The organism is Microlunatus speluncae (assembly GCF_009299835.1).
In the GTDB taxonomy this organism is placed as follows: Bacteria; Actinomycetota; Actinomycetes; order Propionibacteriales; family Propionibacteriaceae; genus Microlunatus; species Microlunatus speluncae.
Genome location: NZ_VKCZ01000003.1, coordinates 17,838 through 35,349, shown reverse-complemented (window position 1 = coordinate 35,349; position 17,512 = coordinate 17,838). Strand labels below are relative to the sequence as shown.

The window sequence follows — 17,512 nt, the reverse complement described above, 5'->3', positions numbered from 1 at the left end:
TAGACCTGGAGTCATGAGACGACGGGTGCTCGGAATGCTGCTGATCTTCGCGACCGCCTGCGTGCTGCTGACGGTGCTGATGAGCCGGTCCGAGTTGCTGTTCGGTCCGTACACGCTCGCCAACCACGCGGTCCGCGCCGTGCTGATGACCGTCCTGGTTGTCGGCGCGGTGCTGCTGGTCTGCCGGCTGGTGACGCGGCGGCCGATCGGCTCGCTCGGGCTGCCGCCGCAGCGCGCGGCCGGCCAACTCGGCCTCGGCGTGCTGCTCTGGCTCGTCCCGGCCGGGGTGACGACGGCGATCCTGCTCGCCGCCGGACTGGTGACCTTCACGCCGCAGCAGCCGGCCGGCGACATCGTGATCCGGCTGCTCGGCCTGATCGTGCTGGTGGCCCTGTTCGAGGCGATCCCGGAAGAGGTGGTGTTCCGCGGCTTCCTCTACGGCGGGCTGGCCGAGATCTGGCCGCGGTGGGCAGCGGCGATCGGGCAGGCCGTGCTGTTCACCGCGGCCGGGGCGATCTCCGGCGCCGCCGCGACGCCGGACCGGGTGCTGATGTTCGCCGTGTTCTCGCTCACCCTCGGCTGCCTGCGGGTGCTGTGCGGCACGGCCTGGGTGACGATGGGCTTCCATCTGGCCTTCCAGACCGCGGCCCAGGGGCTGATCGGCAACGAGGGTTTGCGGCCGTTCGGCATCGCCGGCGAGGACTGGCTGGCCGGGGTGGCCTTCGTCCTGGTGCCCTTCGTGGTGGCGATCGCCGGTGCGGTGGCGCTGCACCATCGCCGCCCGGCTCTTGTCATGACCAATTCGTGATTCGTACGATGTCTTAGGTGACTTCCGATCGAATCAAGGGCCTGACCCTGTCGCTGGCGTACCTCCCGTTGGCAACCCCGATCAGCGACGCCAAGGTGTTGACCGGCCGGCAGCGGCCGCTGACCCGGGTGGCGATGCTGTTCGCCGAGCTGACCACCGAGGCCGGGCACAGCGGCCTGGGCTTCAGCTATTCGAAGCGGGCCGGCGGGCCGGGGCTGTTCGCCCATGCGCGGGAGATCGGGGCCGACGTGATCGGCGAGGATCCGAGCGACATCGCCAAGCTGGGCACCAAGCTGGTCTGGGCCGGTGCCTCCGTCGGTCGGAGCGGCCTGGCGACACAGGCGATCGCCGCCATCGACGTCGCCCTGTGGGACCTGAAGGCCAAGCGGGCCGGGCTGCCGCTGGCCAAGCTGCTCGGCGCGCACCGGGACGCGGTCCCCTGCTACAACACGTCGGGCGGCTTCCTGTCCGCGCCGCTGCCGGAGGTGATCGACAACGCCCGCGCCGCGGCCGAGCGGGGCATCGGCGGGATCAAGATCAAGGTCGGCCAGCCCGATCGCCGGGCCGACCTGGAGCGGGTGGAGGCGGTCCGAACCGCACTGCCGGATCCGGTGGCGCTGATGGTGGATGCCAATCAGCAGTGGGATCGGACGACGGCGCTGCGGATCGGTCGCGGCCTGGAGTCGTACGGGCTGGTCTGGATCGAGGAGCCGCTGGACGCCTACGACGCGGTCGGTCACGCGATGCTCGGCGAGCGGCTGGACACCCCGATCGCCAGCGGCGAGATGCTGACCAGCGTGGCCGAGCACCGGTCCTTGATCGAGAACCGCTCGGTCACGTTCCTGCAGCCCGACGCGCCGCGGGTCGGCGGGATCACGTCCTTCCTGCGGATCCTCGCGCTGGCCGACGAGGCCGGGCTGAAGGTGGCGCCGCACTTCGCGATGGAGCTGCACCTGCATCTGGCCGCGGCCTATCCGGGCGAGGTGTGGGTCGAACACTTCGACTGGCTGGAACCCTTGTTCAACGAGCGGCTGGAGATCACCGACGGGCGGATGATCGTGCCGGACCGGCCGGGTCTTGGCGTCTCCTTGAGCGACCGGGCCCGGGCGTGGACGGTCGAGACGGCGACCTTCGGTGGCTGAGACCCTCACCGGTCGGGTGGTCGACCGGCTGACCGCGGAGATCAGGAACGGCGACGTCGCCGCCGGCCAGCGGTTGCCGACGGAATCCGAACTGATGCAGCGATTCGGCGTCAGCCGGACCGTGATCAGGGAGGCGATCGCCCGGCTCCGCGCGGCCGGGCTGGTCGAGTCGCAGCAGGGCCGCGGCACCTTCGTGCTGACCCGGCCGAGTCAGCTACGGTTCGAGTTCGGTGATCGAGCGGTACGCAGCGTGCCGGAGATCATCGAGCTGGTCGAGTTCCGGACCGGGATCGAGTGCGAGGCCGCCGCCCTGGCCGCTCGGCGACGCAGTGATCATGATCTTGGTCGGATCCGCGGCGCCGGCGAGCGGACCCACGAGGAGCGTGCCGTGCCGGCCCGGTCGATCAAGGCCGACTTCGAGTTCCACCATGCCATCGCCCGCGCCTCCGGCAACCACTACTACCCGGAACTGATCGCCGCCCTCGGCCCGATGATGATCTTGATCCCCAAGGGCCGGCGCGCCGCCGGCCGGACGGCCGACCCGGTGCACGCCGAACACCTGGCCGTCCTCGCCGCGATCACCGACCGCGATCCGTTGGCCGCCGCGGCGGCGATGCGGACACACCTGATCAACTCCGCCGAGCGGGTCCGCCGGGAGCTCTGAGCCGGCATCGTTGTCGGAGGTGAGGGTTAGCGTGCCGGCATGACTGCTACCGCTGAGATCGCGCGACGGTTTCTGGAGACCCTCGAGGCCCGGGACTGGGCCGCCTGGGAGGGACTGCTGGCCGAGGCGGTGGTGTATGAGTTGCCGCAGTCGCGGGAGCGGATTCGCGGCCGCTCGGCGTACCGGAGGTTCAACGAGACCTACCCCGGCGAGTGGCATCTGACTCCGAAGGTGATCATCGGCGACGAACATCGTGCCGTGGTCTGGTTCGCCTGGACACTCAGTGACGGCGGCGGCGAGGACGACGGCGATGCCCAGGCCTTCTTCGAGTTCGACGACGCCGGACTGATCAGCAAGGTCACCGACTTCTGGCCCGAGCCGTACGAGCCGCCGGCCCGGCCGGACGGCCTGGTCGAGCGCTGGTGATCACCGCTGCCGGGCTCGGTGCCGGCGCACCGCATCCCGGTTGGCGCAGGCCGGGCTGCAGTAGCGCTGCCGGCCATTGCGGGTCAGGTCGACGTAGACCCGGTCACAATCGGTGACATCGCACCGGCCCAGCCGGGTGATCCCGCGGCCCGCCAGGTGCAACGCCGTCCCGGCCGCCATCATCGCGCCCACCTGATGCCCGACACTGATCCCGTCCGGCCGGTAGTGCAGATGCCAGCCCGTCCTGGCGTGATCGGTCAGCGTCGGGAAGGAGCAGTAGGCCGCCGTCATCGCATTGACCCGCTGTGATCTTTCATCGTGATCCGGAGCATCGACGACCGCCAACCACTCCTTGATCGCCAGGGCGACCAGCTCGAGATCGTCCTGGGTGATCGGCCGCTCCCGGATCAGCCCATGATCATCACAGATCGCCCGCAGCTCGGCCTCGGTCGCCGGCGGCCGGTTGGCGAGATCCTGCGCCATCACCACCCCGTCGACACCGTAAGGGTTGAGTTGCATAAGACCATTACAGCACGATGGAGGCATGAGCGCGACCCCCGACCACGAACACCAGTGGCAGACCAACTCCGAGCACTCCACCAGCGAAGGCCGGATCAGCTACCAATCCTGCCCCTGTGGCCGCTGGCGCGTCCTCCGCCACCACGACCTGACCACCGTCCTCGCCGCCGCCCGCTGACCCCGGCGAGCGCGGGGCGATTCGCGGTGGCCCGTCCCGCCCGCGATGCCGTACCATCGAGCGTCGGTGCGGCCTCCGGTCGCCCCGGGGCCATGGCGCAATTGGTAGCGCATCTGCTTTGCAAGCAGAGGGTTAGGGGTTCGAGTCCCCTTGGCTCCACCGAACGCGTCTGCCGGAGCTGGCTCGCTTGCCACCGGCGCACTCGCAAGATCGGTTAGCGACGGTAGCCGCCGGCCTCCTCATGGGCGATGGTCTTGCCATTCAGTTTCCGCACCTTCCACGACCCGTACTCGGTGTGGATGATCTCGATCGACACCGTCAGCGTCGTCGCCGGGCTGATCTTCTCGTTGGTGATCACGGCCCTGTTGCCGTCCCGGTTGATGCCGGTCACGGTCAGATCCGGGTCCAGCTCGGCCAAGGCCTTCCAGTCCTTCCTCGGCCCCAGATCGTCCTCGCACGGATTCAGGATCCCGCCGTTGTCGATCACCATCAGGCAGGCCTCAACCGGCTTGCCCTTCGCCCCATAGCGGAGGAAGTCCCGAGCGACACCCATGATCGTCTCCTCGTCGGACTCCGTTGTTTCCGTCGGGGGCGGACCGCCCTCGTCGCCGTGCCGGTCCGGCGAGCTGATCGGAGCCTGGGCGTTGGTGACGAAGGCCACGACCGCAACCCCCAGAACGGAGATCGCAGCCGCGACCACGACACCCACCCAGAATCTCTTGCTCAATTGAAGATCCTGGCACCGTAGTCACGAGGCTTGGTCGGACATCCGCCAACCGTCCAAGCGGTGATTCCCGTCGTCGGGAACTCCGCGCTGTACCGGCTGTAGCCCTCACGGCACTGCATGAACGTCTGGAATGTGTGCCGCCCAGACTTGGAGCACTTCGACCAGGCCTTATAGCCGGTCACTCCGCCGGACCAGTAGAGACCTTTGGTGCAGCCGTCGTAGCCAGTGGTGCCGACCGCCGGGTCCTCCGCTGCTGCCGGTCCCGCTGCCATTCCTACGAACATCAGCGCCGCAGCTCCCATCGCCAGCCCGAGTCGTCGAATGATCATGATCCTGACCTCCCCCGTAGTTGCTCTTGGATATCCCGTCGGACGGCCGACGGTCAAGGTGTGAGCGTCCACGGCTGGTCGTACGGGTCAGGTGGCGTCTTCGTAGCGGGCGGCGAGTGCGGTCGCGCGGAGGCGGAGGGCGTCGCGGAGGGACTGCGGAGTCAGGGCTTCGGCGTCGAGGCCTAGTTGCCAGAGGGCCCATTCGGCGTGGCGGGAGTCCTGGAAGTCGACCTCCAGGCGGAGCCAGCCGGCCGGGTCGGGGGCTTCGGGGCGGACGGCGAGGGCGGTGTTCAGGAGTTCCTCCTGCCGGGTCGGTTTCACCCGGAGCAGCACGGTGATCAGGTCGCCGCCGGTCCGGAAGCGGGTGCTGCGTTCGCGCCAGATCCGGTCCAGATCCACTTCGCTCGGTCGTTCCGCGAGGTCGGGCAGAGCCTCGGCGGCCTGGACCCGGGACAGCCGATAGGTGCGGTCCTCGCCGGCTCGGGTCGCCAGCAGGTAGGCACGATCGCGCACGGTGACCAGGCCGATCGGATCGATCGTGCGCCACTCCGGCGTTTGGCCCGTGGCCGCGTACTGGATCCGCAGCCGGTGGCCGGTGAGCACCGCGCGCCGGACCTCGATCATCGTGCTGTCCGGTACGTCCTCCGTGACCAGCCGCCGGGACAGCAGGTCGGTCGGCGGCTCGACCAGGAAGCGCTGGGCGGCGTCGTTGGCGGTGACCCGGTGGCCCTCGGGCAGGGCGTCGACCACCTTGCGCATGGCCGAGGCGAGGGCGGAGCCGAGGCCGAAGACCTGCTCGCCGCGACCCGATCCGGCGGTCAGCAGGGCCAGGGCCTCGTCGTGATTCAGGCCGGTGAGCTCGGTCCGGAAGCCGGGCAGCAGCGCGAACCCACCGTGCCGGCCGCGTTCGGCGTAGACCGGGACGCCGGCCGCGGATAGCGCCTCAATGTCGCGCAGCACGGTCCGGGTGGAGACCTCGAGCTCGCGGGCCAGGGTGTCGGCGGTCAGCCGACCGCGCTGGCGGAGCAGCAGGACCAGCGAAACCAGCCGGTCGGCGCGCATCCGTCGACTTTAGCGGAATACCTGACCAAGGATGTCGTGATTTGCCGAGACGCTCGTCGTACGCACAACCGAGCAGCGAATGGAGCTGAAGTGGCAATGGAACGAACGGCAGTGAACCCGGTGACGTGGTCGACGGAGCTGGGCTTCAACCAGGGTGAGCTGGTCGCCGGGCACACCCGGACCCTGTTCATCTCGGGGCAGACCGCGATGAGTGACGCGGGCAAGCCGGAGCACGGCGGCGATCTGGCGGCGCAGCTGGCGCTCAGCCTGGACAACCTGGAGGCCGTGCTCGACCGGGCCGACATGTCGCTGGCGAACCTGGTCCGGCTCAACGTCTACACGACCGACGTCGACCTGCTCTTCCAGCACTACGGCGTGCTGGCGGGCCGGCTCGGCGCGGCCGGGGTGACGCCGAGCACGACGATGCTCGGGGTGACCCGGCTCGCGATCCCGGGTCAGCTCGTTGAGCTCGAGGGGACCGCAGTCGCGTGATGCGACCGCCGGACCGAGGTGATCTTCCGTGCTCAGAATGGTGACGATCGGCGTCTACGGCTTCGACGCCGAGTCGTTCCTGCGGCGATTGCGACGAGCGGACGTCGGCCTGGTGTTCGACGTACGCCAACGCCGTGGGGTCCGCGGTCCCGAGTACGCGTGGGCCAACTCGGTCCGGCTGCAGGCGGCTCTGGCCCGAACCAAGATCGGGTACGAGCACCATCGGGAGCTCGCCCCGACGACCGAGCTCCGCCGGCTGCAGTATGCCGAGGATGATCGGCAAGGGGTGGGCAAGCGGTCACGGCGCGAGCTGGCCGCCGAATACTGCCGTCGCTACACCGCCGAGATCCTCGCCGGCGTCGACCTCACCCCGGTGGTGTCGGCGCCGGCGAGCGGCACGGTCGCGGCCCTGCTCTGTGTCGAGAGCGATCCCGAAGCCTGCCACCGGTCCTTGATCGCCGGGCGACTGGCGTTGGAGCACGGCATCGCGATCGAGCACCTCCGGCCGCGATGATCTGCCAGCTCGGACGGCTCACGAGCCCGGTGGCTTACCCTTGGTGATCTTGCGGCGGCGGCGTGCGAGCGGGACGGGAGCTACGGAAGCGTGAGCGAACAGGGCGGCAGGGTGGCGCTGGTCACCGGTTCATCGCGTGGCGTCGGGGCCGAGACCGTACGCGGCCTGGTCCGGCGAGGGTTCGCGGCCGTGATCAACTACCGCGACAAGGCCAACCGGGCCGAGGCCCTCGCCGCCGAGCTGCGAGCCGAGGGTGGTTCGGTGCTGACCGTCCGGGCCGACCTCACCGACGGCGCCGCGGTCGGCCGGATGTTCGAGGTGATCACGGAGACGTTCGGTCGCCTCGATCTGGTGATCTTGAACGCGTCGGGCGGGATGGAGCGCGAGGTCGCGGCCGACTATGCGATGACGCTCAACCGTGACGCCCAGCTCGGCGTGGTCGAGGCGGCCGGCAGGCTGATGGGGCCGGGCGGTCGGATCGTGTTCGTCACCAGCCACCAGGCGCATTTCTTCCGCGAGCGCGCGGTGCCCGATGCCTATCGGCCGGTGGCCGAGAGCAAGCTGGCCGGCGAGCTGGCGTTGCGCGAGCTGATCCCGGACCTTGATCATTCCGGGCTCCGGTTGACGGTGGTCTCCGGCGACATGATCACCGACACCATCACCGTGAAGATGCTGGAGCGGGCCCAGCCCGGCACGGTCGCGGCCCGGGAAGCCGGCGCGGGCTCGCTGCTGACCGTCCAGGAGTTCTCCTGCGCGATCATCGCCGCCGCGCTCGATGATCACTCACCGACCGGCCACACCATCTATGTCGGCGGCGCCGACTACCTTCACGGCCCGGGCATCGACGGCACGGAAGGACCGCGATGAAGGACGCCTACGTCGTCACCCATCCGGAGGCGACCCACCACGTCGACGGACTGGTCGGCGGCTGGTTCGACTCCGAGCTCACCGATCGCGGCGTCGCGCAGGCCGGGGCGATCGCCGGGGCGCTGGCCGAGCGGATCGGTGCGGCCGAGGTCCAGGTGTTCAGCTCCGATCTCCGGCGCGCTCGGCGGGCAGCGGAGATCATCACCGAACGTTTCGGCGCCGAGTTGATCATCGATCCGGACCTGCGCGAGCGTTCCTTCGGTGCCGCCGGCGGCCGGCCCGACGCCTGGCTCGCGGAACGGCTCGTCCCGCTTCCCGAGGGCGCCGATCGGATGCAGCACGACGAGGGCATCGACGGCGCCGAGACCCGGATCGAAGCCGCCCGCCGGGCCTACGCCGCGATGCAGCGGATCCACGACTCCCCCGGTGAGCATCAGGTGGTCGTCACCCACGGCGGCGTCGCCAGCTATCTCCTGGCCTCCTGGCTCGGCATGCCCCTGGACTCGCTCCGCCTGGTCCACTTCAAGGTCTCTTCTGGTGGCATCAGTCTGCTCCGTGATCAGGACGACTTCCGCTGTCATCAGCTCACGTTCCTGAACGAGACAAGCCACCTCAGTCAGCACCCCTGATCCGAGGTTGATCAGCTTCTGATCCGCTCGGGGACTCCGGCTTGCCCCCTTCGACAAGCTCAGGACATGCTTCGGCAGGCTCAGGGAACGGACCCGCAGGGACGCAGATCAGGTCGCCGCCTTGCTGGCCCTCCTGACGCAGGACGCGGAACCCCGCGGAGATCAACTCGGCGCGCAGGGCGGGCGCGGTGAGGTGGCGGCGGTGGGGCTGGTGCCAGCGGCCGTTGATCATGGTCGCGCCGTCGACGGTTGCGTCGCCCTCGGGGAGTTCCTGGTAGTTGATGCCGGTGGCGACGTCGTAGGTCCCGGGGTCGTAGCCGCGGTCCGGGTCGTGGGTCGCGGTCGAGATCACGTAGTAGCCGGTCGGCTTCAACCGATCCCGTACGGCAGCGAAGACGGCCCGGCGATCCTCGTCGAGAACGATCGACTGCAGGCAGAAGCTGTCGAGCACGAGGTCGTAGCGTCGGGCCGATGACTCGGCGGCGAGGGCGCAGACATCCTGGACTTCGAAGTCGACCTCGAGACCGCGTTCGGCGGCCAGGCGGCGGGCGATCATGATCGCGTCGGGGATCAGGTCGATCGCGTGCACCCGGAAGCCGCGGGCGGCGAGGAAGCAGGCGGCGGGGCCGGTGCCGCAGCCGTACTCCAGCACCTCGGCCGCGGCCGGCAGCTCGAGCTCGGGCAGGATCCGCTCCAGGAACGGCCGGTTCGGGAACTGCTCGAACCCGCCGGAGGCTTCGAACAGGTCGTTCCACTGGGTGTGACCGGCCTGCCGGATCCGCCGATACGCGGCTTCGTGCTCGGCTTGGTAGTACCGCATCGAGCGCTCCTGGAAAGATAGCGGTCAGCTTGGCCGCGTAGTCGCGGCACGATTGACCGCCATGATCACGGGCGGTGGCCGATCCCGTCGAGCAGATTTCCCACCAGGCCGAGCAGGAAGGCGTCGGTGACGGGCTCGTCCGGGATCAGCAGCCGGTGATAGACCGCGCCCCAGAGCTGGTCCACGACGACCTGGACGTCGACCTCCCCGCGCAGTTGGCCCACCTCCTGCGCCCGGCTCAGCCGCTCACCGGCCAGCCGACGGCGCTCGGCGGAGTAGAGCTGGCGATAGGCCGCGGCGAGGTCGGCGTCGGTCTGGGCCTGACCGATCAGCTCGGCCAGCACCCGGCCGCCAGGCGTCTCGGTCATCAACTGGGCGAAGGCGCGCAACTGGCTGATCAGGTCGGCCCGAAGGTCGCCGGTGTCGGGGAAGGCGAGGGTCGGCTCGACGGCGTGGAAATACCCGTCCAACGCGAGCGCGCCCTTCGACGGCCACCACTTGTACAAGGTGGTCTTGCTGACGCCGGACATCTTCGCCACCCGCTCGAAGGTCAGGTCGGCGATGCCCTCGGCCAGCACCAGCTTCCCGACGGCGCGCAGCACATCCGCCCGGACCTCGTCCGCCGGCCGCCGGCCACGCCCGCGCCGCGCGGCCCCGGCGCTCGACTGCTGAGTCACAGTGCTTCCTCCCGTTCCGCGGGTCGCGTCAGTTTCCGCTGTTGATGATCAAGGTCAGGCCAGGCCGCCGTTGACGTAGAGGATCTGGCCGTTGACCCAGCGGGCCGGGCCGGCGAGGAAGGCGACCGCCTCGGCGATGTCGTCGGGCTCGCCCAGTCGCTCCAGCGGCGCGGCCTGGGCCAGCCGGTCGATCGTCGCCTCGTCCTTGCCGTTCAGGAACAGCGGCGTTGCGGTCGGGCCGGGACCGACGGCGTTGACGGTGATGTCCCGGCCGCGCAGCTCGCGGGCCAAGATCAACGTCAGGCCCTCGACCGCGGCCTTGCTGGCCACGTAGGGCGCGTAGGTCGGCATTTGCAGCCGGCGCTGCGAGGTGGAGATGTTGATGATCGCGCCGCCGGCCCGCAGCCGCCGGGCCGCCAACTGGGCGACGACGAAGCTGCCGCGGATGTTGGTCCGGTGCATCCGGTCGAGATCGTCCAGGTCGAGCGTCTCGACCGTCGACAAGATCATGATCCCGGCAGTGTTGATCACGACATCGATGCCACCGAACGCTGACTCCACCGCGTCGAAGGCGGCGGCCATGGCCTGCTCGTCGGCGACGTCGCCGCCGACCGCGATCGCCCGGCCACCGTGGCCGGTCACCTCGGCCACCAGCTCGTCGGCCCGGGCCTGGTTGCCGGCGAAGTGAACCGCGACGGCGAACCCGTCGGCGACGAGCTTCCGGACGACCGCGCGACCGATGCCGCCGGATCCGCCGGTGACCAGGGCAACGCGGTCGGGGGTTGAGGCGATGGACATGAGGTGCTCCTTGAAATTGAACGACACGTCCATATAACCACTAAATGTACGGTTAGTCCATATCGTGCCTCGATCGAGTTCTCGGCAGTGTCACCGGACCGCCGTAGCGTCAGCGACACCGACGACGGCAGGAGAGTCGATGACGACCGCAGAGCAGGCCGGGCCCTCGTTCACCCTGCGCGGGATCACCCTGGATTGCGAGGACCCGCAGGCCCTCGCCGGGTTCTACCGCGAGCTGCTCGGGGCGACCGGGACCGGCGACGACAGCCCCGATTGGGTGACCATCAGCGAGCCGAAGAGCGGGGTGCTGATCTCGTTCCAGCGCGCCCGGCACTATCGGCCGCCGATCTGGCCACCCGAGGAGCAGGGTCAGCAGATGATGCTGCACTTCGACGTCCAGGTCGACGACCTGGCCGCGGCGGCGGCCCGGGCCGAGAGTCTCGGCGCGACCCGGATGGAGTTCCAGCCGCAGGACGACGTCCGGGTGTACGCCGATCCGGCCGGCCACCCGTTCTGCCTCTTCGTCTGACCGACGCCGCGGTCGATCAGGCGACCTTGGCCACCCGCATGAGCTCGGTCCGGGCGACCGTGCGGTCCCGCCACTCGCTCAGGGCGGCCCGGTCCGGATCCTGCAGGTACGACTCCAGGGCGGCTTCATCGGGCAGGTCGATGACCTGCACCTCGTACGGCAACTGGTCGGTGTACTGCGGATTCGACACCCGGGAGATCAGGGTCGCTCCGTGCCGGCCGAGCACCGCGAGCACCTCGGTCTCGTAGTCGGCCAGTCCTTGCTCCTGGCCGGGCAGGGGCCAGAGCAGGACGCAGAGAGTGATCATGGAACCACGGTAGGCCCTGATCAGGTTGCCGCGGCGACGACCAGCGGCACCAGGGTCGCGGTCAGGTTGTTGAAGCCGTGCAGGACGATGCCGGGCCAGATGGAGCCGGACCAGCGGAACAGCAGCGCGGCGAGCACCCCGACGACGAACGCCGTCGGCAGCACCGGGTTGATGCCGTGCGCGACGGCGAAGACGGCCGCGCTGGCCAGGATCGCGATCCAGGCCGGGAACCGGGCGAGCAGTCCGTTGGCGAGCACGCCGCGGAAGAACGACTCCTCGCCCAGCGGCGTGATCATGGAGCCCGCGACGATGGTGATCGCGAGGGACAGCCAGCCGGCGGCCGCGGCCGCCTGGTAGCTGCCCTGGATGACCTGGGTGTCCCCGCTCAGCGTGATGTAGACGACCGACAGCACGGTGCCGATCAGATAGGCGGCCACGCCCAGCCCCGCACCGGCCAGCAGGTGCCGGACCGCGGCCCGGCGGAAGCCGAAGGCGGCCAGCCCGCGGATCCGGATCAGCACCGCGACCACGAGCGCGAGCAGGCCCATCGCGCCGGAGACGAACAGTCCGACGATGCCCTTGACGGCCTGGTCCTGGATCAGCGGCAACAGCACGAACACCAGCGCGATGGCGACCAGATAGGTCGCGGCACTGGCCAGGATCTCGGGCCACCCCGGCACGGACGGCCGGGCCGCCCGGTCGGTGGTCGGGTCGGTCGCGGGGGCGTCGGTCATGTCACTCCTCGGGATCGTGGATCGGTGTCGGGTCAGTTCTGGGGCAGCACGGCCAGGGCCACGACGACGTTGTTGACGATCGTCGCAGTGACCGTACGGGTGACGGCTTCGCTCGCCGCCGCGGCTCCCCACTGACCCTGCTCGAGCTCCTTCGCCCGGGTGATCACCGGCGAACTCCAGGGAATCTCGCGGTGGAACTGTGGCAGCGTCCCGCTCGCGGAGATCAGCGCCGCGAGCGCGGCGACCCGCGGCTCCGGCTCGGCCGGGGTGGTGAGTGCGTCACGAACCCGGTCCAGCAGGCCGGCCCGCCGGCCGGTGCCGCCGGCCACGAGGGCGGTCGTCCTGATCAGTCCCAGCGCCTTGCGCTCCTCGCGGCCGATGTCGCCTCGCTCGATCAACCGCTCCAGCAGCGGGGCGCGCAACGACGGCCCGATCGCCGCCAGCGTGGCCTGAACACCGCGCGGTTTCTCCGCGACGTAGTCCCAGGCGGGCCGCAGCACGGCATCGCCGGGTGGCCGATCCGCCACGGCGGCGACCAACGTCTCGCCGAGCGTGGTCTCGGTCGTGGTCACCCGGCCGGCGAGGGCGAGCTCGGCGAGCACGGCCCCGGCGAGCGGGTAGAAGAGCGTGCCCTCGCCGGCGATCGTGCCCGAATCGGACTGGAACAGGAGGAGCAGGAGATCCTCGGCCAGAGTCGCGTCCGCTGGTTGTCGGGTCATTGAAGCCCGCCCTTCTGCCGGTCCATCAGGCGTTCCGCCGAGAGTGGCGGCCTGCACGACCAGTACAAACCATGCCCTCGGGGCACGGTCAAAGGCAGACACCGGACGGGCCGCGACAATGGAGCCATGTATGTCCCACCGGCCAACCAGGTCACCGACGAGACCGAGCTCCGGGCGATGGTCGAGGCGGCCAGCACCGCCTGGCTGATCACCGCCGGCGACGACGGCGTCCCGGATGCGACCTTGCTGCCGATCAGCTGGCGCGGGTCGACCGTGATCGCCCACCTGGCGATCGCCAACCAGCACTGGCGCCGGATCCGCCCGGAGATGCCGTGCCTGCTGGTCTGCGCCGGGCCGGACGCGTACATCTCGCCGTCCTGGTATGCCGCGAAGGCCGAGCACGGCCGGGTGGTCCCGACCTGGAACTACACCGCCGTCCAGCTGACCGGCACCGTGCGGGTGCACCAGGATCCCGAGTGGCTGCGCCGGGCGGTGACCGAGCTGACCGAGACCCACGAGGGGCAGCGGGAGCAGCCGTGGGCCGTCACCGATGCGCCGGACCAGTTCGTCACCGGTCAGCTGCGCGGCATCGTCGGGATCGAGATCACCGTGACCTCCGTCGAGGGCAAGGCCAAACTGAGTCAGAATCGCTCCGCGGCCGACCGGGCGGGCGTCATCGACGGGCTGGAATCCGGGTCGGACCGCGACGCGAACGCGGTCGCCGCGGCGATGCGACGAGCAGACCTACCCTGAGTTTGTTCTGTTCCCTGAGCCTGTCGAAGGGGCCAGGGTGATTCCGGCCCGCCCTTCGACAAGCTCAGGGAACGGAACGAACGGCCGGGGTTCGGTCACACCTGCAGGGCACCGAGCGGGTCGGCGGCCAGGTCGCGTTCGGAACGGCCGGTTTCGCGGCTGAGGGCGCGGAGCAGGCCGGTGCGGGTGGCGTAGTCGGCGGCGCGGCGGGCGGCGTCGAGGGATTCGCCGGCGCGCAGGGCGGCGACGGCGCGGTTCAGCCGAGTCCTGGTCCGCCACCGGGTGAACGGCAGGCCGGTCTCGTCCAGAAACATCCGCTGCGCCTGCCGGACGCTGAGGTAGTTGCGCGCGGCGATCCGGTCCAGCGTGTCCGTGCCGGCCGCCGCCTCGTCGGCCAGCCGCCGGACGATCGGATCAACCGGCTGCCGGACCGCGAAGTGCTCGGCGTCCAGCCCGCCGAGCAACTCCTCGAGAGCCCGACGAAAGGGCAGCACCTCGGCCGGGGTCTCCGGGGCCGCGCCGAGGATCGTGGTGATCAGCGTGGTGAGCGCGGGCAGCACGCCGAGCCGCCGGACCCGAGTGCCCGCCGGCGCGCTGCCCGGCGACAGCATCGGGCCGATCGCCAGGCTGCCCGGGGTCAACCGCATCGCGTGCGGCACCTCCGCCGCGAGCCAGACACTCTCCCCCTGCCGCAGCCGGATCGGCTCGCCGTCGACGGTCAGCCGCGCCGAGCCGCGGACCAGATGCACCAGGTGCGGCACCTCGTGGCTGTGCTCGTCGTGGCCGAGAAACCGGATCGAGTGCCTGGGCACGACGGTTTCCAGCAGTTCGGTCATCCGCACCCCCGTCCCGGCGATCCTGTCGGCCCTGTCGCGGCACCTGGCGCCTCCGTCGCGCCCGTACCCCTCACCACACTTTAGGTTAGGGTGCGCTAACTTGTCCCGGGGTTGCGGGCCCCGATCCGCCGATCGCCGAGGTCCCATGCCCAGATTCACACCGTCCTTTCGTTGGCTGCTCGCCGCCGCGCTGTCCCTGGCGCTCGTCGGTTGCGCGGCCGCCGGCCCCGAGCCCGCCGCCGAGTCACAGCCGACCCGGGTCGTGGCCACCGACCAGGGCGACGTCACGATCCCGGCCGACGCGCAGCGGATCGTGGTGCTCAACTTCGCCCTGGCCGGTTATCTGTACGCGCTCGACGTACCGGTCCTGGCGACGGTCTCGGAGGATGCGGACACCAAGGAGGGCACCTATTCGCCGCTGTGGGCCGAGGACGCGAAGGCCGACGGCACCACCTTCCTGCCGTGGAGCGCCGACGGCTTCGGCATCGAGGCGATCCTGGCCCTGGAGCCGGATCTGATCATCGGCGGCGGCCAGGGCTTCCCGCTGGCCCTTGCCGTGAAGGCGTACGACCAGCTCAGCACGATCGCCCCGACCGTGCTGGTCGGCAACGGCCTGCGCTCCTGGCAGGACCAGTTCTCGTTCCTGGCCGAGCAGGTCTTCGACCGGCCCGACCGCTACGCCGAGCTGGTCGCCGGTTACGAGGCCCGGGCGGCTGAGGTGCGGACCAAGATCACGCCGCCACCCGGCCCGGTCGGCTATCTGTCCTACACCGGCCGGCAGACCGTGTTCGGGATCGTCGAGGACTTCGGGCTGCCGCAGGAGCTGGCCAAGGTCGGGCTCGAGCCGGCGCCGTTCTTCGCCGACAACGACTTCGAGACGTACGGCGGCGCCGGTGACATGTTCGAGATCTCGCCGGAGTTGATCGACCAAGCGGTGACCATGCCGACCGTGTTCGTGATGGGGTTCAACGCCGAGACCGTCGATCTCGAGGCGCTGAAGAAGGATCCGATCTACGCCCGACTGACCGCGTTCAAGGGCGGCCACGCCTATCACCTGCCGTACTGGGCGTTGCGCGCCGACTACCACGAGACGATGGCGTTGCTGGACGAGATCGAAACGCAGTTCGGCTGATCCCGGGAGTCCTCGAAACCATGGCCCAGCACCGGATCCAGACCCATCCGATCATCCTCCGCCGGGTCCAGCTGGCCCGCGTGGTCGACGTCACACCGACCACCCGGCGGGTCACCCTGACCGGTGATCAACTCGGCGCGTTCAGCCGCGACGGTCTTGACCTGCCGGCGTTCCACTCGCCCGGCTTCGATGATCATCTGAAGTTGATCTTCGCCGCCGACGGCGACCTGGCCGCCGCGCTGCCGCGCCAGCTGGCGCACGGGATCGAGTGGGGGCCGGCGCCGAACCGGCAGGGCCGCGACTACACCCCCCGGCGGTTCGACCCGGCGGCCGGCGAGCTCGACCTGGACTTCGTGTTGCACGGCGACGGACCCGCCGCCCGCTGGGCCGCCACCGCCCGGCCGGGCGACGACCTCTGGTTCGCCGGGCCCAAGTCGTCGACCCTGCTGCCCGACGCCCTGGACTGGATCCTGCTCGCCGGCGACGAGACCGCGCTGCCGGCGATCGGCCGGTTCCTGGACGAGCGGCCGACCGACGTCCCGGCCCGGGTCGTCGTCGTGATCACCGACCCGGCCTCGGAGCAGCCGTTGGCACTGCGGGACGGCGACACGATCCGGTGGGTGATCGCGCCGCGGCCCGACGGTCCGGAACTGGAACGGGCGATCCGCGAGCTCGACTGGTGGCCCGGCACCGGCTATGCCTGGTGCGCCGGGGAGAGCCGGGCCCTGCTGCCGATCCGCCGCCACCTCGGCCGTGAACGTGGCGTACCGAAGACGCATCTGGACGTGACCGGCTACTGGCACGCCGACACCGCCGAGGCGAAGCAGTCCGGCGGTGCCGCGCCGAGTGGGCCGGCCCGGACTCCGGCCGACCTCACCGGCGCGACGGTGACCTGGTTCGCCGTGCGGGCGGCCGTCGAGCTCGGGCTGTTGGAGCGGTTGGCCGCCGGCCCGGTCGCCCGGTCGGCGCTGGCGGTCGCGGTCGAGGTGCCGGAGTCGCGGCTGGCCGTACTGCTCGACGTCCTGGCCCGGGCCGAAGTGGTCGACCCGGCCGATCCGGAGCAGGTGACCCTGGGCCGGCTCGGCGACATCCTGCTGGACGATGAGCACGCCCAGGAGCAGTTCCTCGGCCCGGACGCCGACCTGGTGCTCACCCTGAGCGAGTTGGCTCCGGCGCTGCGGACCGGCGGGTCGCCGTGGCGGCGGCAACACGGCCGGTCGCTGCGGACCGAGCTCGATCACGATCGGGATCGGTACGAGGAGCTGGTCGAGCACGCCGGCCGGCTGCGCTATCTGATCACCGGGCTGGCCGAGCTGGGGGTCTGGCGGTCCGCGGCGCGGATCGGGATCACCGGCCCCGGCAGCGTGATCGTGGCCGATCGGCTGCGACAGGACGGTGCGGTCGGGGCGGTGACGATCGTCGAGCAGCCGGATCCGCTGGCGGTGCTGATCGGCCAGCCGGCCGACCACCGGCACGAATTCGCGGCGGCATGGCCGCCGGTCGAGGTCGCGGTCAGCGTGTTCGCGCTGGCGCAGCGTACCGACGAGGAATTGGTCGACCACCTGCGGGAGTTGGCCGCGGCCGCACCCCGGGCCGTCGTGATCGAGGGCCTGCGACCGGACGCGCTCAGCCCCGGGGCCGCCCAGCAGGCGCTGCTCGGCTACGCGGGGATCGGCGTCGAGCCGCGGTCACCGGAGGGATTCCGGGACCAGGCCGGCCGCGCCGGTTGGAGCCGAATCACGCAGCGCACCCTCGGCTGGGGCGTCGAACTCTTCGAACTGGACCGCTGAAAAGAGTGACTCCCCGCCGGACCGAAGTCCGACGGGGAGCCACAACGGTTCTCGAGAACC

General features: G+C 70.4%; 24 protein-coding genes and 1 tRNA gene. 14 read left to right on the top strand and 11 right to left on the bottom strand.

Features of this window, described 5'->3' with window-relative positions; all coding sequences use genetic code 11:
- The first annotated feature begins 13 nt into the window (after positions 1–13).
- Genes FNH24_RS03740 through FNH24_RS03725 form a run of 4 tightly spaced genes read left to right on the top strand, consistent with a single transcriptional unit; the run spans position 14 to position 3,040 of the window.
- The gene (locus FNH24_RS03740; protein ID WP_161605969.1) at positions 14–808 is read left to right on the top strand and encodes a CPBP family intramembrane glutamic endopeptidase; all 795 of its coding nucleotides are present in this window, start codon (positions 14–16) and stop codon (positions 806–808) included.
- A 17-nt stretch (positions 809–825) separates the two neighbouring features.
- Positions 826–1,950 carry an L-talarate/galactarate dehydratase gene (locus tag FNH24_RS03735; RefSeq protein WP_152360811.1) on the top strand — a complete coding sequence of 375 codons (1,125 nt, stop codon included), beginning with the start codon at positions 826–828 and terminating at the stop codon, positions 1,948–1,950.
- Entirely contained in the window at positions 1,943–2,614 is a 672-nt protein-coding gene (locus tag FNH24_RS03730) for a FadR/GntR family transcriptional regulator (protein WP_152360810.1), read from the top strand. Before FNH24_RS03735 ends, FNH24_RS03730 begins: the two co-directional genes overlap by 8 nt.
- 39 nt (positions 2,615–2,653) lie before the next feature.
- The gene (locus tag FNH24_RS03725) at positions 2,654–3,040 is read left to right on the top strand and encodes a nuclear transport factor 2 family protein (RefSeq protein ID WP_152360809.1); all 387 of its coding nucleotides are present in this window, start codon (positions 2,654–2,656) and stop codon (positions 3,038–3,040) included.
- Here FNH24_RS03725 and FNH24_RS03720 read toward each other — a convergent pair whose 3' ends face one another.
- On the bottom strand, positions 3,041–3,559 hold the full coding sequence (locus FNH24_RS03720; RefSeq protein WP_152360808.1) for a CGNR zinc finger domain-containing protein: 519 nt from the start codon (positions 3,557–3,559) through the stop codon (positions 3,041–3,043). It abuts the gene before it with no gap.
- A gap of 25 nt (positions 3,560–3,584) precedes the next feature.
- Here FNH24_RS03720 and FNH24_RS31690 point away from each other — a divergent pair, with 25 nt between their 5' ends.
- A complete protein-coding gene (locus FNH24_RS31690; RefSeq protein WP_170304473.1) occupies positions 3,585–3,737 on the top strand; it encodes a hypothetical protein in 153 nt (50 codons plus the stop codon).
- 86 nt (positions 3,738–3,823) lie between these two features.
- Positions 3,824–3,896, top strand: a tRNA-Ala gene (locus FNH24_RS03715).
- Between the two features lie 55 nt (positions 3,897–3,951).
- Here the strand turns inward: FNH24_RS03715 and FNH24_RS03710 are convergent.
- The 3 genes from FNH24_RS03710 to FNH24_RS03700 form a co-directional block, all read right to left on the bottom strand.
- Positions 3,952–4,464, bottom strand: a complete 513-nt coding sequence (locus tag FNH24_RS03710) for a hypothetical protein (RefSeq protein WP_152360807.1) — start codon at positions 4,462–4,464, stop codon at positions 3,952–3,954.
- Positions 4,461–4,793: a hypothetical protein gene (locus tag FNH24_RS03705; RefSeq protein WP_152360806.1), complete on the bottom strand. Its 333-nt coding sequence runs from the start codon at positions 4,791–4,793 to the stop codon at positions 4,461–4,463. The genes FNH24_RS03710 and FNH24_RS03705 overlap by 4 nt, the downstream gene beginning before the upstream one ends.
- An 87-nt stretch (positions 4,794–4,880) precedes the next feature.
- Positions 4,881–5,855 carry a helix-turn-helix transcriptional regulator gene (locus FNH24_RS03700; RefSeq protein ID WP_152360805.1) on the bottom strand — a complete coding sequence of 325 codons (975 nt, stop codon included), beginning with the start codon at positions 5,853–5,855 and terminating at the stop codon, positions 4,881–4,883.
- Between the two features lie 96 nt (positions 5,856–5,951).
- Here FNH24_RS03700 and FNH24_RS03695 point away from each other — a divergent pair, with 96 nt between their 5' ends.
- The 4 genes from FNH24_RS03695 (at position 5,952) to FNH24_RS03680 (ending at position 8,357) form a co-directional block, all read left to right on the top strand.
- Positions 5,952–6,347, top strand: a complete 396-nt coding sequence (locus tag FNH24_RS03695) for a RidA family protein (protein WP_152360804.1) — start codon at positions 5,952–5,954, stop codon at positions 6,345–6,347.
- 37 nt (positions 6,348–6,384) lie between these two features.
- Entirely contained in the window at positions 6,385–6,861 is a 477-nt protein-coding gene (locus FNH24_RS03690) for a DUF488 domain-containing protein (RefSeq protein WP_246186773.1), read from the top strand.
- 90 nt (positions 6,862–6,951) lie between these two features.
- Positions 6,952–7,728: an SDR family oxidoreductase gene (locus tag FNH24_RS03685; RefSeq protein ID WP_152360802.1), complete on the top strand. Its 777-nt coding sequence runs from the start codon at positions 6,952–6,954 to the stop codon at positions 7,726–7,728.
- Positions 7,725–8,357 carry a histidine phosphatase family protein gene (locus FNH24_RS03680; RefSeq protein ID WP_152360801.1) on the top strand — a complete coding sequence of 211 codons (633 nt, stop codon included), beginning with the start codon at positions 7,725–7,727 and terminating at the stop codon, positions 8,355–8,357. The genes FNH24_RS03685 and FNH24_RS03680 overlap by 4 nt, the downstream gene beginning before the upstream one ends.
- Here FNH24_RS03680 and FNH24_RS03675 read toward each other — a convergent pair.
- From FNH24_RS03675 to FNH24_RS03665, 3 genes are all read right to left on the bottom strand, one after another.
- Positions 8,341–9,177 (bottom strand): class I SAM-dependent methyltransferase, encoded by an 837-nt coding sequence (locus FNH24_RS03675; protein WP_152360800.1) that lies wholly within the window; start codon positions 9,175–9,177, stop codon positions 8,341–8,343. The genes FNH24_RS03680 and FNH24_RS03675 overlap by 17 nt on opposite strands.
- A 65-nt stretch (positions 9,178–9,242) precedes the next feature.
- A complete protein-coding gene (locus FNH24_RS03670; RefSeq protein ID WP_152360799.1) occupies positions 9,243–9,854 on the bottom strand; it encodes a TetR/AcrR family transcriptional regulator in 612 nt (203 codons plus the stop codon).
- 54 nt (positions 9,855–9,908) lie between these two features.
- A complete protein-coding gene (locus FNH24_RS03665) occupies positions 9,909–10,652 on the bottom strand; it encodes an SDR family oxidoreductase (protein ID WP_152360798.1) in 744 nt (247 codons plus the stop codon).
- A gap of 139 nt (positions 10,653–10,791) precedes the next feature.
- On the opposite strand from FNH24_RS03665, the gene FNH24_RS03660 reads away from it, so the two are divergent.
- Complete coding sequence (locus FNH24_RS03660) at positions 10,792–11,181, top strand: VOC family protein (protein WP_152360797.1); 390 nt, start codon at positions 10,792–10,794, stop codon at positions 11,179–11,181.
- 16 nt (positions 11,182–11,197) lie between these two features.
- Here the strand turns inward: FNH24_RS03660 and FNH24_RS03655 are convergent, their stop codons facing one another.
- Genes FNH24_RS03655 through FNH24_RS03645 form a run of 3 tightly spaced genes read right to left on the bottom strand, consistent with a single transcriptional unit; the run spans position 11,198 to position 12,941 of the window.
- The gene (locus FNH24_RS03655) at positions 11,198–11,488 is read right to left on the bottom strand and encodes a hypothetical protein (RefSeq protein ID WP_152360796.1); all 291 of its coding nucleotides are present in this window, start codon (positions 11,486–11,488) and stop codon (positions 11,198–11,200) included.
- Between the two features lie 20 nt (positions 11,489–11,508).
- A complete protein-coding gene (locus tag FNH24_RS03650; RefSeq protein WP_152360795.1) occupies positions 11,509–12,222 on the bottom strand; it encodes a CPBP family intramembrane glutamic endopeptidase in 714 nt (237 codons plus the stop codon).
- 32 nt (positions 12,223–12,254) lie between these two features.
- Positions 12,255–12,941, bottom strand: a complete 687-nt coding sequence (locus tag FNH24_RS03645; RefSeq protein ID WP_152360794.1) for a GOLPH3/VPS74 family protein — start codon at positions 12,939–12,941, stop codon at positions 12,255–12,257.
- 126 nt (positions 12,942–13,067) lie between these two features.
- Here FNH24_RS03645 and FNH24_RS03640 point away from each other — a divergent pair, with 126 nt between their 5' ends.
- Positions 13,068–13,694 (top strand): FMN-binding negative transcriptional regulator, encoded by a 627-nt coding sequence (locus FNH24_RS03640; protein ID WP_152360793.1) that lies wholly within the window; start codon positions 13,068–13,070, stop codon positions 13,692–13,694.
- A 95-nt stretch (positions 13,695–13,789) separates the two neighbouring features.
- On the opposite strand, the gene FNH24_RS03635 is transcribed toward FNH24_RS03640, so the two are convergent.
- Positions 13,790–14,530 (bottom strand): helix-turn-helix domain-containing protein, encoded by a 741-nt coding sequence (locus tag FNH24_RS03635; RefSeq protein ID WP_152360792.1) that lies wholly within the window; start codon positions 14,528–14,530, stop codon positions 13,790–13,792.
- Positions 14,531–14,675: 145 nt separating this feature from the next.
- Between FNH24_RS03635 and FNH24_RS03630 the strand changes: the two genes are divergently transcribed.
- Together FNH24_RS03630 and FNH24_RS03625 are read left to right on the top strand one after the other, a co-directional pair.
- The gene (locus FNH24_RS03630) at positions 14,676–15,662 is read left to right on the top strand and encodes an ABC transporter substrate-binding protein (protein ID WP_152360791.1); all 987 of its coding nucleotides are present in this window, start codon (positions 14,676–14,678) and stop codon (positions 15,660–15,662) included.
- A 20-nt stretch (positions 15,663–15,682) separates the two neighbouring features.
- A complete protein-coding gene (locus tag FNH24_RS03625; protein WP_152360790.1) occupies positions 15,683–17,452 on the top strand; it encodes a siderophore-interacting protein in 1,770 nt (589 codons plus the stop codon).
- Positions 17,453–17,512: the final 60 nt, after the last annotated feature.

What these genes read in the sequence shown, in the direction of transcription:
- FNH24_RS03660 (WP_152360797.1), top strand. Translation starts at nt 10,792, where the DNA reads ATGACGACCGCAGAGCAGGCCGGGCCCTCGTTCACCCTGCGCGGGATC.
- FNH24_RS03695 (WP_152360804.1), top strand. Translation starts at nt 5,952, where the DNA reads ATGGAACGAACGGCAGTGAACCCGGTGACGTGGTCGACGGAGCTGGGC.
- FNH24_RS03645 (WP_152360794.1), bottom strand. Translation starts at nt 12,941, where the DNA reads ATGACCCGACAACCAGCGGACGCGACTCTGGCCGAGGATCTCCTGCTC.
- FNH24_RS03630 (WP_152360791.1), top strand. Translation starts at nt 14,676, where the DNA reads ATGCCCAGATTCACACCGTCCTTTCGTTGGCTGCTCGCCGCCGCGCTG.
- FNH24_RS03720 (WP_152360808.1), bottom strand. Translation starts at nt 3,559, where the DNA reads ATGCAACTCAACCCTTACGGTGTCGACGGGGTGGTGATGGCGCAGGAT.
- FNH24_RS03680 (WP_152360801.1), top strand. Translation starts at nt 7,725, where the DNA reads ATGAAGGACGCCTACGTCGTCACCCATCCGGAGGCGACCCACCACGTC.
- FNH24_RS03635 (WP_152360792.1), bottom strand. Translation starts at nt 14,530, where the DNA reads ATGACCGAACTGCTGGAAACCGTCGTGCCCAGGCACTCGATCCGGTTT.
- FNH24_RS03700 (WP_152360805.1), bottom strand. Translation starts at nt 5,855, where the DNA reads ATGCGCGCCGACCGGCTGGTTTCGCTGGTCCTGCTGCTCCGCCAGCGC.
- FNH24_RS03740 (WP_161605969.1), top strand. Translation starts at nt 14, where the DNA reads ATGAGACGACGGGTGCTCGGAATGCTGCTGATCTTCGCGACCGCCTGC.
- FNH24_RS03690 (WP_246186773.1), top strand. Translation starts at nt 6,385, where the DNA reads ATGGTGACGATCGGCGTCTACGGCTTCGACGCCGAGTCGTTCCTGCGG.
- FNH24_RS03675 (WP_152360800.1), bottom strand. Translation starts at nt 9,177, where the DNA reads ATGCGGTACTACCAAGCCGAGCACGAAGCCGCGTATCGGCGGATCCGG.
- FNH24_RS31690 (WP_170304473.1), top strand. Translation starts at nt 3,585, where the DNA reads ATGAGCGCGACCCCCGACCACGAACACCAGTGGCAGACCAACTCCGAG.
- FNH24_RS03655 (WP_152360796.1), bottom strand. Translation starts at nt 11,488, where the DNA reads ATGATCACTCTCTGCGTCCTGCTCTGGCCCCTGCCCGGCCAGGAGCAA.
- FNH24_RS03625 (WP_152360790.1), top strand. Translation starts at nt 15,683, where the DNA reads ATGGCCCAGCACCGGATCCAGACCCATCCGATCATCCTCCGCCGGGTC.
- FNH24_RS03705 (WP_152360806.1), bottom strand. Translation starts at nt 4,793, where the DNA reads ATGATCATTCGACGACTCGGGCTGGCGATGGGAGCTGCGGCGCTGATG.
- FNH24_RS03725 (WP_152360809.1), top strand. Translation starts at nt 2,654, where the DNA reads ATGACTGCTACCGCTGAGATCGCGCGACGGTTTCTGGAGACCCTCGAG.
- FNH24_RS03665 (WP_152360798.1), bottom strand. Translation starts at nt 10,652, where the DNA reads ATGTCCATCGCCTCAACCCCCGACCGCGTTGCCCTGGTCACCGGCGGA.
- FNH24_RS03650 (WP_152360795.1), bottom strand. Translation starts at nt 12,222, where the DNA reads ATGACCGACGCCCCCGCGACCGACCCGACCACCGACCGGGCGGCCCGG.
- FNH24_RS03640 (WP_152360793.1), top strand. Translation starts at nt 13,068, where the DNA reads ATGTATGTCCCACCGGCCAACCAGGTCACCGACGAGACCGAGCTCCGG.